Origin of the sequence: Brakhagea baltica (assembly GCF_052161605.1) — a bacterium.
GTDB lineage: Bacteria > Planctomycetota > Planctomycetia > Pirellulales > Pirellulaceae > JBKCUI01.
This window is the reverse complement of sequence record NZ_CP197409.1, coordinates 593868-606328: the sequence shown is the minus strand read 5'-3', so window position 1 is coordinate 606328 and position 12461 is coordinate 593868. Positions and strand designations below refer to the sequence as shown.

The window sequence follows — 12461 nt, the reverse complement described above, 5'->3', positions numbered from 1 at the left end:
AACCCCTTTGGGACGAGCGGGGTGAGACATCCTCCTTTCCTCAGAGCTTGCCATCCGGAGCTCGGCAAGTGATTCCGGATAGGATCTTCAGTCGGCAATTGGATGTGGAAACCGTTAAGGCAATTCCACTACGAAACCGTCGTTGCGACCTGCCAAGGCCCTGAATGTTACCATGTCGACATTGGTCGAGATCGAATGCGTTGAACCGTCCATTAATAGGAAGAGGCACCCACCGGTGTGCGGGCTCCAAAAACCTCCGGGGCTTCCGGTGGGGGCATTCGGGCCTCCTGTGCGAACGTGAACCGTTGCCATCGTTATCGCAGGTCGGGCAGTTTGGCCAACCACTTGTCCTCGACTAGCCGCGATCCTAGGAGAGAAGACGGTTTGTCCTGTAGGGATAACTCCCGCCCAGCCATTGGGTGTAAACATGCTCGCTCTTTCTCCGATGCCAATCGTGTTGGATGTTCCGTCCGTAATCTGAGCATGGCGAACCCCCATATTGCGGTGGAACATTCCGTTAAACGGTTGCTCCTCATACATCGCGGTGTACCGTGGAGCGTCGGCTGGATTGCCACCACCTAGGCAGGCGACGTAACTCGCATGAGCCATGTCCGTAATGCCAAGCGAGGTGGGCCAGACCGTCACGGGGTCTGTCCACGCGTCCGAGGGGCATTGGTATTCCTTGACACGCGTGCTTCGGGCGAATTGATTCGCTGGGTGCGTGATGGGCAGGCTAAAGTCAATCGCATTGTGAAGGTTGTTCTGCTCGAGCTGCGGCAAAATCATTGCAAAGAAGCTCCAGCCGGGACCAACCTCAGGGATCGGATCGTTTCCACCGCCGGCCCAAGTTCCCGTTACTCTGGAAATAAATCCCGGCGGAAAAGTACGGAATGCGGACTCGTAATTATGGAGAGCCAATCCCATTTGCTTCAAGTTATTTCCGCACTGCATTCGTCGGGCTGCTTCCCGAGCCGCTTGGACAGCCGGTAGCAACAACCCCACTAGAATCCCAATAATTGCTATGACGACTAGCAACTCCACCAAGGTAAAACCGAGTGCATTTTTCGCTCCGATACGAAAGCCACGACGCGAACGAACATCCCCATAGAATGCCATAATACCAACCAATTCATTGAAGTTCTGAAAGTTAAAAACGCCGCTTGGCGTTCACCTGTCGAGATTCTGAATTTGGCTGGCTGGCGGAGAGCTGGCTGGCTACGTCTTACCGAACTCGGATGGAACTCGAGGACACATCCTCGAGTTAAGTCGTTTCACATTAAGGACTTGCGATTTCTAACCGAAGCCAGAAAAGTCGCCTGCCCCTTATTGAGACACAATCTCAACACGATTGTAGCGACGGTCTCGTGCTTTTCAAGCCCAGCGAATGCCTTAGATTCGGGTGGCACGCTTTTGGGTTTAGGAACTAGAGCGTTTTCTGACTTGGTGATCCGTCCGTTTTGGCATACCGATCAGCTAAAAAGCCACAAACAACGAGCTGAAAGGGGTGATAGATCATGATCGGCAAGAGAATGAGCCCGAGAGCTGGATTAGAACCAAACATTAACTGAGCCATCGGAATCCCCGTAGCCATGGATTTCTTTGAGCCGCAGAAAACCGCTGCGATGCGATCTTCTCGAGAAAAACGAAGTCGGTCGCTCGCATATCCGAGGACATATAGGGCCAGATAGAAAATCATTACAGCGATCACCGCAGTGGCCACCACTGCTGATGTGCCATGTTTGGTCCAAACGCCAAACACAAAGGAATCGCAGAACGAAGTGTAAATCAACAGCAGAATTGTGAGCCGATCGACTACACCAATCCATGACTTATTTTTCTTCGCCCAATTGGCAAGCCATCGCCTGGATAGCTGTCCCATCACCAAAGGCAGCATCAACCATAAGGTCAGGTCAAAGACGACACTCCCCATCGGCATGCCTACGCCACTTGCTTGCCAAACCACCTTGATCCACAGCGGCGTCAAAACGATCCCTAGCAGACTGGACAATGTCGCATTGAATACTGCTCCCGGGACATTCCCGCCTGCTGCGGCAGTTAACGCGATAGAGGATGAGACTGTCGATGGTAACGCACACAAATAGAACAGCCCTAATCTCAAATCGTCACTAAGCCAGCCTTTGGTTACACTGATTAAACCAAAGCCGATTAATGGAAAAAAAAGGAAGACGGCCGTCTGGATAAATAAATGCAACCTCCAGTTCAATGCCCCCCGTTTCATGGCCTCGAATGACAAGGCTAGGCCATGCAAGAAGAAAATGAGTGCAACCCCAGCCTTGGTCAAAAACTCAGGATACAGCCAGCCCCCTTGAGCCCCCGGTTGAGGGAAAATCCAAGCGAGAAGTGCCGCGACAAGCATACCAATAAAGAACCAATCACGTTTCCAATTCATCCACGAATCCTAGCCACGTGTTTCGTTAAGCAACAGTTCGAATTCACTCGTTTTATTCATAAAGCTAAACGCCGAAACGAATGGGACAAGATCATCAAGAACTGGTTCCTAATCGTTTTGGTGTTTGATGTTTCAGCCAAGAGATTTCTTTCGGGATGTTGTTGCGATGTGGAACGGCTGGAATGCAAAAAACCGCAACAGCCGCGGTCGGCATCTCTAAGGGGACACCCGCTAACATCAAAACCAAGTTTTCCATGCCAGGGTTATGACCGAGAACCATAAGCGTATCCATCTGCGAATGCGCCTCCCAATAGTCGCAGATCGTCTGGTAGATGACCAATTCATGGGCCAGATAGAGGCTATCGAGATATTCAATCTGTGGCAGCGACTCGGGTCGAGTCTGCTGCATGAGTTGCCAAGTCTCAACGGTTCGCGTTGCGGAACTGCACAGCAACAACTCAGGCCAAAAAGAATTCTCATGAAGCCAGTCTGCCATGCGTGGAGCTGCGGCAATGCCTCTTGGATTTAAGGGGCGGCGTTTGTCGGGTTCGTTTCGGGACCAATCACTTTTGGCGTGTCTCATCAAGACTAATTGTTTCATTGCTATCTGTTCGCAAGTCTATTTCGAAATTGCTATCGTATTGGCGCGAAGTTACCACACACGTTAGGATGGAAACTGGAAGGGAACAATATCTTAGCAGCACCTTATGCTGGCTAATGTAGTGAACTCGAAGGAAATCGACTCGAAAAGAGCATATTCCCATGCAATCATCGGCGGATCAACTCAATCAGGCTTGGCAGGTTCATCAACGTGGTGGTATCGCACAAGCGGAACAGGTCTATCGTTCTGTGCTGCAAAAAGAACCCAATAACGCCAACGCTTGGTGTTTCTGGGGTATCGCATTGCACGATATGAGGCGATACGCCGATGCAGTGAAAGCGTACGAAAACTCGATTTCGTTGCAGCCCGTCTTTCCCATCGCCTACAACAATCTCGGCAACAGTCTTCGGTTCTTAGGGCGAGTCGACGAGGCAGATAGATGCTTTCAAACAGCACTCTCGCAGTCTCCTGGCTACTTTAATGCCATTCGAAATCGAGGAACTTTGCACGCTTGGACCGGACGAATCGATTTGGCATTTCAGTATTACCACGAAGCCATGCGTTTGAATCCCCAGGATGCAGAGTTGCACCGCAATCTGGGAGTCATCCACTTGTTACAAGGCAATTTCGAAGAAGGCTGGCGTGAGTATCGGCATCGCTGGTTGTGCAAAGAAGCCATTTCGCATCCGTACTCGCAGCCCAAGTGGTTAGGACAACCGCTCGAGGGGAAGACTATCCTACTCTACGCAGAACAAGGTCTGGGAGACACGATTCACTTTATTCGGTTTGCAAAGGCGGTGAAAGCTTTGGGAGCGCGGACCATCGTTCATGCCCAAGCTGCATTGCTCGCCCTGTTGCAGCACTGCCCAGGTATCGATGCATTGTTACCCAATACGATGCCTGTACAAATGACGTTTGACTATCACTGTTCGCTCATGGATGTTGCGGATGTGATGAAGATCGATGCAAGCAATGTTCCTGCGGAAATTCCTTATATCCATCTATCGGATCAACTGGTCAAGTTCTGGAAGTCAGCATTGGACCGAACGTTGCCTGCTGGCAAGCCGCGAATCGGTATCAACTGGCAAGGCAACCCGGATCACCAAGCGGACATGTATCGTTCCTTCCCATTATCAGCTCTAAAGCCACTCGCGAATCTTGAAGACGTTGTTCTCTTGAGTTTGCAAAAAGGTGCCGGTACGGAGCAGCTTAAGCAGTGGCAAGAAAAGAAAATCATCTATTGCTTGCCAGAGGATGTTGACCAAACCAGCGGCGCGTTCATGGATACCGCCGCGATCTTGCAATCGTTGGATTACGTCGTCACCAGCGACACAGCGTTGGCTCATTTGGCAGGAGCGCTCGGCATCAAGACGTGTTTGATACTCGGCTATACGCCCGATTGGCGATGGTTGCTGGAGCGAGATGATACGCCATGGTATCCGACCCTAAAACTATTTAGACAAACCAAAATCGGGGATTGGGGACCAGTGGTAGAGGAAGTACACCAATATCTAAAGGGCCATATAAAATGAGGCAAAGCATAGGTTTTACTGGCAAGGTCAGGGCACCCTGCGCACTTTAAACCTCCACCAATAACTGTTCGACTTGGCATCTCGAAACCGGTATACTTCGAAAAAGTTCGAAACCCAACGGAATCGGTGCCATGGACCAAACAACTTTTCAGTCGTTCACTCAGCAAGCAAAGCAACGCACGCTGCTATTCGTTGGCTTGGTAAGTGCAATGTTCGTTGGACTCTACCTGGCAGAGGCCAACACGGCTCTCGGTCAAGTGTCCGAGGTCGAGATCGCGAAAATCGCGGGTGAGGCGGCTGCCAACCGAGCCGCACCTCCTGAAAGGGTAACACCAAAGACGGGACTGAACCTGCTGAATTTAGCAGTACAAGGTGGATTTTTTATGATACCGATCGGTATCGTAAGCTTGGTCGTTGTCACGTTTGTTTTTGATCGCCTCATCGGCTTGCGCTCGGCTAGGATATTGCCATCGCGATTCAAGAAGTCGCTGAGTCAGTTCTCCAGGCAACTCGAAGCGGATCCTCGGCTGGTCTACCAGTCCTGTATAGAGCATCCCTCGGCTGCTGCTAACGTGGTAAAGGAAGTGGTCTTGAGGATAGGTCGCCCAACCGCAGAAATTGAGGCCGCTGCCGCCGAGTCCATTCAACGAGAGGTCGATGCGGCTTATGTCAACGTGAAATGGATCAACTTTGCCGCCGCCGTCGCACCATTGCTAGGCCTATTGGGGACGGTCTGGGGATTGATCCGGGCGTTTCACGACACGACCCAGCTTACGGCGGGACAGAACCGAGCAGACTTTCTCGCTGTCGGCATTTACGAAGCTCTCGTCACAACCCTGGCAGGTCTGATTGTTGCAATACCGGCAGCAGCTTGTGCCCAGTTCTTCGAAAGTCGCATTCAAAAGATGTTTGCGAAAGTGGAAGCTGCCGTCGCAGAATTGATACCTCGCTTTGAAATTCACGAGGGGCGAACTCGATTCGAAGTGATTGGCAAGGAGCTTGCTCCGAGAGAGGTAACGGGCCGGCCGTCAGTCGTTGCACCGCCTGTTAGCCATAAGATTTAGTTTGCTTCCGCTCGGACATGGGACCCGTTATTGCGGCTCTATATTGTTACTGCGACACCATCTTACCTAACCCGCACAGAGCGAATTCTGTAGCTTTTTTTAATTGGCGAAACCGCTAAAGCCGATGTCGAACGTGGGAAGATATTGTTTCACTGCATGGATGCAGAAAATCAACCTCAAGCATCCAATCTATCATGAGCAAGAAAAAGCCCTCCAACGTTCCTGAAACGACGAATCGTCCTGTAGTCCTAGGGTTCCTGATCCTCGCTGCTGGCGGATACAGCACATGGTACTGGTACAAACCATTGCCTGACCTCACCCGGCAAGTAGAATCTTCTCCCTGGGACGTCGACCGTGCTTCGGAATGGAGTTGGACCGATACCGCAGTCCTTCAACCGACTCTTGAAGAGTTGCAAGCATCCGCTGCGGAAACTAATACAGTGCCGAGCAATGCCTTCGAGTTGCCACGCACCGAATCAGGATTACTGGCAGCACCGAATATCAAATGGCAATTGCAACCGCTAACGCAAATCGAACCTCCGCCCAAATCGCCAGATATTTCCATCCCGGATCAAGCGATTGTGGGACAGGTTAAACCCTGGGTCGACTACGACAACCTTAGCGAACCAACGACAACCAACGACGCTTACGCTTGGCCGGTTAAGCCCCACCGTTCGAACCTTCCATCGTCCTCTATGGCGCAAGATCACACCCCCACTCGAGCCATCCTTTCCAGCGGCCCCATGGATCAGCCCAACGCATCGATCGGCTTTGGCCCCCCAAAACTCTTAGACTCCAGTAACAATCGAATCCAAGCTAACGACGATGATGCATTACCACCACTGCCTAGATCCAATATGCCAACGGAATTCACCGTCTCACCACCGCGCAATCCCCAGTACATCCGTCAGCCAAAGTCAAACTGAGAAAATCACCGACTGCGAACCAACCAAACGATGACCAAAATGCAATTCGGAATTACGAGGTAAGCAAGCAAGCCCAATAAGTCGAAACTCACTTCGACTGTCTGCTGATATACGATCGGGTCATAGTTCTCCGAATGCGAACGGATACGCCACGAAAAGAAGTTGCGCACGAAGACTAAAGTTGTAACCACAATCGGCAGTGCGATAAGAATGACGTTGAGAATAATGAACGAACGAACCCAGCGACGCTTTACGCGCCCTCTGGATTCAGTGTTGGGCTCGACATAATTGCTCGTTAGCGGCGGAGCGTAGGGCTCTTCTGGCATGATGGCTCAAGGGTTGGCGAAAAAGACTTCATGAGGAACGGTGGGTTTTATGGTATCATAATGATCTCTTCCCGAGTTCACGAGGTCTCCAGGGGCAGCCCAAAACCGCATCTTGCCGGGCATGGCGGCTTGAACCGCGTCTGTCCCAGCCGGGTTCGAGAGCTTACCGCAGGGCGTTGCCCGTGCGGTGAAACGCTAACGTCCACGCAAAGCAAAAACCGGAGCTTGTCGACCAAGCCTGAATCAGAACCAGCCGCATGCGACCAAGCTGTAGCGAACGACAAGACCAGCGACCACCACGCTGACCATGCTCATAAGCTTGATCAGAATGTTGAGGCTCGGGCCGCTGGTATCCTTGAACGGGTCGCCAACCGTGTCACCCACGACAGCAGCCTTGTGAGCCACGGAGCCTTTGCCTCCGTGCTCCCCGGATTCAATGTACTTCTTTGCATTGTCCCATGCTCCGCCCGCATTCGCCATGAAAACCGCGAGGCAGAACCCGGCGGTCAGCGAGCCACCGAGCAATCCCAGCACCCCCCCGACACCGAACAGCAGCCCCACCCCAATAGGCAGAGCGAGGCCAATTACACTCGGCCACAGCATCTCCTTCTGAGCAGCCTTGGTACTCAACGCGATGGGCCGGGCATAATCTGGCTTTTCCGTTCCATCTAGGATTCCAGGATGTTCGCGTAATTGCCTACGCACCTCCATCACCATGCCTTGTGCAGCACGCCCAACGGCTTGCATGGTCATCGCACAGAACAAAAAGGTTGCCATGGCTCCCAAAAACATGCCGATCAGCACGCGAGGGTTCAAGAGCGAGGCGTCGTAGTACGACATAAAGTCCCGAAGTGTGGCCGATTGGATAGAGACTAACGCATCTCCGGTGGCGGTGAAGGCTAGTCCATCCTCGCCGGGAGCGATCAGTTCGCTGGGTATCGCAGTAGGATTCTTATCCACTGGGATAGATCCCCAATTTTCCTTCACGCTGACTTTGTCGAGCTGCGACGGGAATACCAAGTAGGGGGTCGTTTCCGATCCTTGACGCTGGACGACCAATCCCGGTGCGACTTTGTAGATTCCATCATCAGCTATCTGTACCGCAACGGAATCTCCCCATCGCACAAAGCCGTCTCGAACTCCTTCTACGTAAGCCGCTAAAAGAGCCAGGGCGGTAAGGCCCGCGGACCCTATCGCGAACCCCTTGCCGGTCGCTGCCGTGGTGTTACCGAGCGCGTCCAAGGCATCGGTTCTCGTTCGAACGATCTCTGGCAGTTCAGACATTTCCGCATTGCCACCAGCGTTGTCTGCGATTGGACCATAAGCATCGGTGGCTAACGTAATGCCGAGGGTACTCAACATACCGACAGCAGCGATTCCAATGCCGTATAGACCGAGGGTAAAGTATTGCATGTCGCTGAAGCGAGCACCGGTTGCAAAGCCGAATGCGCTAATGCTCGCAAGGCAAATCACGACGACGGGAAACCAAACGCTCGCCATCCCATCTGCAATACCACCTATAATAACAGTGGCTGGCCCCGTGACCGCTTGGTCCGCCAAACGCCGGGTAGGTTTAAACTCGGCACTCGTGCAATATTCGGTCCACTTTCCGATCAACCAACCAGCCCCCAGGCCGGTGATAATGCTGAATGCAATTCCAGGAACTCCAAAAATCAATGTTCCAGGAACGCGAGGCATAAGCCAATAGGCCAGACCAAACGAAGCGATGATCACAAGCAAAGAGGATAAGTTTATGCCGCGCGATAACGCCGCCAACAGTGACTTTTGAGATGTATCCTCTCCGGTACGAATTGCATAGATACCGATAATGGAAAGAAAAATCCCAACAGCGGATATCGACAACGGTAGCATCAGGGCCGCCAGTTGTGCATCGACGGGATCGACACCGCTCGGCACCATAGCGGTCGTGGCAAACGCTGCGACTCCGAGAGCCCCTGCTGCGAGGATAGAGCCGATATAGGACTCGTATAAATCCGCTCCCATGCCTGCGACGTCCCCGACGTTGTCCCCGACATTGTCAGCAATCGTCGCTGGATTGCGAGGCGAATCCTCTTTCAGGCTTTGCTCTACTTTCCCGACCAAATCCGCGCCAACGTCAGCCGCTTTGGTGAAAATGCCTCCCCCCACTCGAGCGAACAAGGCTTGAGCACTGGCTCCCATACCAAAGGACAGCATCGTTACCGAAAGCTGTTGCAACGTTAGCGGCGTCGCGAACATAGGTACGACCCAATAAAGAATCGCGAACCAAGCAACCACATAGAGCAAACCCATCCCAACGACGGTCAAGCCCATGACGGCACCAGATCGGAATGCAACTTGAAGCCCCTCGTTGAGCGATCGTTGGGCACCTGAGGCAGTGCGATTACTCGCGGAGGTGGCCGTCTTCATCCCGAACCATCCGCAAAGGCCTGAGAAGAGCCCACCGCTTAGGAACGCAAAGGGAACGAAACCGCTTTGCAGGTTGAATCCAAACGCGGCGACCCCTAACAGTGCGGCCACAACCAGGAAAACGATCAAAACAATTCGATTTTGTTGCTTCAAGTACGCATTGGCACCCGATCTGACTGCCTCGGCGATCTCCTGCATCAACGGAGTCCCCGGATCTGCCTGCATCATTTGCGTGTAAAACCGATAGGCCCAGAACAAGGCGACAATAGACGCGCCAAAGGCCAAGAATACAACTGCTAGTGCACCCATGTTGTCCATTCAAAAATGTGGAATAAACCGCCACACCCAAATTGTGGCCCCCCTTTTGGTTTCAAGCCATTCGATTCTCGAAAACTGCTTGAGTAGTGGGGTTTATAATGAAGATAGTCTAAGTCCTCAAGGATTAATAGGTCGCCATTAAACCAGCTTTAAGAAAAGCTTCCCCGGCACTGCGATACAATCGGTTCTTTTGGGAGACCATCTGCAAATGCGTTGGGAATTCACGCTGCTGGATGGGTCGTGACATATTGTCGCACTAAAATCGCGTTGCGATACCAATGTTAGCGGAGAGGGCGGGAGGAGTTTGAATTGTGAAGTTCGAAGTGCGAAAAAATCGTTTATCCGCACGGTCATCGCCCTGCGTTGAGGGTTCCAGAGCTGTCACCGCCCATCCGCATACTCAGCCATCCCTCTCCACCGGTGGTTTTGGGTTTCGTCGCCAACGGCGACTCCGGCTCGCTTCGCATTGCCCGACACCGTACGCCTTGCGGCCTTACGCTATAATTGACTGACATCGTACAGCTCGCGCCGTGACGCTTGCTATCAATCATGGGTATTGCGATCGACTAGTTGCGTGCCTTGAACGGGTTTCTAAAAGGAGGAATCAAGCTTCCGAATCGAATCTTCTTAGCTTCGGTGACGTTGCCGCTTTGACTGGAATCCCCGCGAATCTCGTCTCCTGGCCGATTCTCTATTCCCTCGCCGGTTACCCGCTCAAGCGGATCCACAAGATCGAATCGCAGCTCTGAAGATTCCTCTCCACCTTCGTAACGGTTCACGTTAGCAGCCGGGGGCGTTGCACTGGGATAAAGCACGGGGACCGCCATCCGTCCTAGTGGCCCGATAGAGCCGTATCTCTCCTCAACAAACGAGATGCCGTGGGATTCCAGAATGGTGCCGGTCTCGCGTTCCAACGCTGCGAGCTCGGAGTTATAGGCCACGAGCGCTTGAGCTTCGCTCGAAACCGCGTTTCCCCAGTCCACGATCGCTTGTAGCAACACGATGAATTGTTCCAGCTCGTTTCCAATCTCTATTTGTTGCTCCAGATTCTCTAAGGCGGCTCGACGAACCGCTTGGAATCGTTCGTACTGGGCGTAGAACAACTCGAGATTGCGAATACTGATTGCGATGTTGTGAGAGGCTTGATGCAACCCTTGTTGCAAGTTGATTCGGTCCCTCTGAATGATCAATTCTTGTTGACGCAGCGCCGCTCGGGAACTTCTCAAGCCCAACGGTACGGAAAAGTTGACACCCAGAGACCAATCGTCAAAACCGTCTGCTTGGAGTCTCGTGTTGGCTGGCGTCGTTCCTTCGATCCCATTCCATCGGTAGAGGGCCACTCCATCTAAGCGTGGTAGAGCGTCATTGTTTCGGATAACGAGGCGTTGCTGGTCGGCCTCCAAAACCAATTTGAGTTCGATCAAATCAGGGCGATAGGTTTCCGCTAAAGTAAGCAAACTCTCCCAGTCCCAGGGTAGCTTCTGATCGATCAGTGGAGTGGTGGGGATCAAGCGATCGTTGTCGAAAGGACTGAGCCCCAACACGTTTCGCAAGGCGGATTCGCGGGCAAGCAGATTACCCTCTGCCACAAGCAGACTGGCGCGAAAGTTTTCAAAAGCTACGCGTGCTTGTGAAAGTTCACCCAGCCGCGCATCTCCCACCTCGACGCGATCTTCAGCTCGCCTGAGTGCGAATTCTAATTGCCTTACTTGTTGCTCTCGCGCCCAGAGTTCGGTTCTCGCTAGAACCAGTTGCCAGTACCCTTGAACAATGCTCTGCACATGAGTTTGAATGGAGTCTTTGAACTGGAAATACGATCGCTCGGTATCGATCATGGATATCACGATCGGTGCTCGATTAACGGCCAACCCCGCTCCCTGAAGCAAGGGCTGAGTCAATTGAATCGCAGCGTTCGATTGCGATTGAGGATTTAATGGACTTAAAGTGTTGGGGAAACGATTGTTCGCGTCGATCACTCCGAAATCGATCACTCCACCCGTGAGCATCCGTTTGGAGATCCCCGCATTCAGGTTGTGTGCTTGATTGCGAGTTCCGATAATCAAGGATTGGCTCGGATCAATTGGGTCTGGAATCGCCCCAGGGCGATTGTTGTTTTGCCAGTTGTTGTTGACGACCACATTCGGGTCGAAAATGCCTCGCGCGGCATCGATTGTTGTATTAGTGATAGCAGGGTCGTAGATGGTTCGTCCCGTCGATGTCGCATTGATGCCGCTCAATACACGAACGACATCGAGATTCTGAAGGCTCAGGTTCAAGACCTCGGACAAGGAGACGTTGTTCGGCGTGGCATCCCACTGCGGGTCGCTTACCGTAGCTGGAACGGGTGTTCTCGGGATCGGGGGAATGGCAATCTGCTCCGGAGAACGAACCCGAATTTGGCGTTGTTCGGGCATGATCACCGGATAACGGTTTTGAGCCGAAACCGTTTGCGGCATGCACACTGAAGAGAGCCACAATGCAGAGGCAATTGCTAGCATGTAGGGTTTGTTACGATCACTCATGCGGTGAGTTATCGAACGATCGCGAGCACATCGAGGATTGTTCGGCTGGATTCGCTATTGATTATCTTACGACGTGGTCTGTTTGTGCCGGATGTTCGGTATGTGCCAAGCCTCCTGGTTTCGCATTCAGCGTGTGAGATTCGTGCTACGGGCGTCACGCGCCCTTCGTTCCTCAGAGCGTGCCACCCAAAAATAGCTCCACAATTAATGGATGGCACCATTTGCTGCCACAAAATTGGCCCCACAATTGATGGATGGCACCATTTGCTCCATTTGCTGTTGTCGGGCAATTGTGCAGTATTGGAAAAATTAATACTTGTAGCGAAACGAGAACGGTTCCCCTGGGTTTAAGA

10 protein-coding genes are annotated in these 12461 nt (G+C 52.4%); 3 read left to right on the top strand and 7 right to left on the bottom strand.

Annotated features, from left to right (window positions below):
• Positions 1-114: 114 nt before the first annotated feature.
• The 3 genes from SH449x_RS02375 to SH449x_RS02365 all read right to left on the bottom strand — a co-directional run bounded on the left by SH449x_RS02375 (position 115) and on the right by SH449x_RS02365 (position 3011).
• On the bottom strand, positions 115-1116 hold the full coding sequence (locus SH449x_RS02375) for a DUF1559 family PulG-like putative transporter (RefSeq protein WP_482379718.1): 1002 nt from the start codon (positions 1114-1116) through the stop codon (positions 115-117).
• A 307-nt stretch (positions 1117-1423) separates the two neighbouring features.
• Positions 1424-2410, bottom strand: a complete 987-nt coding sequence (locus SH449x_RS02370) for a bile acid:sodium symporter family protein (protein WP_482379717.1) — start codon at positions 2408-2410, stop codon at positions 1424-1426.
• 94 nt (positions 2411-2504) lie between these two features.
• A complete protein-coding gene (locus SH449x_RS02365; protein ID WP_482379716.1) occupies positions 2505-3011 on the bottom strand; it encodes a SixA phosphatase family protein in 507 nt (168 codons plus the stop codon).
• A gap of 161 nt (positions 3012-3172) precedes the next feature.
• Between SH449x_RS02365 and SH449x_RS02360 the strand changes: the two genes are divergently transcribed.
• The 3 genes from SH449x_RS02360 to SH449x_RS02350 all read left to right on the top strand — a co-directional run bounded on the left by SH449x_RS02360 (position 3173) and on the right by SH449x_RS02350 (position 6533).
• Positions 3173-4543: a tetratricopeptide repeat protein gene (locus SH449x_RS02360; RefSeq protein WP_482379715.1), complete on the top strand. Its 1371-nt coding sequence runs from the start codon at positions 3173-3175 to the stop codon at positions 4541-4543.
• A 131-nt stretch (positions 4544-4674) separates the two neighbouring features.
• Positions 4675-5607 (top strand): MotA/TolQ/ExbB proton channel family protein, encoded by a 933-nt coding sequence (locus tag SH449x_RS02355; RefSeq protein WP_482379714.1) that lies wholly within the window; start codon positions 4675-4677, stop codon positions 5605-5607.
• A gap of 194 nt (positions 5608-5801) precedes the next feature.
• Complete coding sequence (locus SH449x_RS02350) at positions 5802-6533, top strand: hypothetical protein (RefSeq protein WP_482379713.1); 732 nt, start codon at positions 5802-5804, stop codon at positions 6531-6533.
• Between the two features lie 5 nt (positions 6534-6538).
• Here SH449x_RS02350 and SH449x_RS02345 read toward each other — a convergent pair whose 3' ends face one another.
• The 4 genes from SH449x_RS02345 to SH449x_RS02330 form a co-directional block, all read right to left on the bottom strand.
• The gene (locus SH449x_RS02345) at positions 6539-6859 is read right to left on the bottom strand and encodes a hypothetical protein (protein WP_482379712.1); all 321 of its coding nucleotides are present in this window, start codon (positions 6857-6859) and stop codon (positions 6539-6541) included.
• A 243-nt stretch (positions 6860-7102) separates the two neighbouring features.
• Positions 7103-9577: a sodium-translocating pyrophosphatase gene (locus tag SH449x_RS02340; protein ID WP_482379711.1), complete on the bottom strand. Its 2475-nt coding sequence runs from the start codon at positions 9575-9577 to the stop codon at positions 7103-7105.
• Between the two features lie 133 nt (positions 9578-9710).
• On the bottom strand, positions 9711-9833 hold the full coding sequence (locus tag SH449x_RS02335; RefSeq protein ID WP_482379710.1) for a hypothetical protein: 123 nt from the start codon (positions 9831-9833) through the stop codon (positions 9711-9713).
• A gap of 319 nt (positions 9834-10152) precedes the next feature.
• Positions 10153-12108 (bottom strand): TolC family protein, encoded by a 1956-nt coding sequence (locus tag SH449x_RS02330; protein WP_482379709.1) that lies wholly within the window; start codon positions 12106-12108, stop codon positions 10153-10155.
• Between the last annotated feature and the right edge of the window lie 353 nt (positions 12109-12461).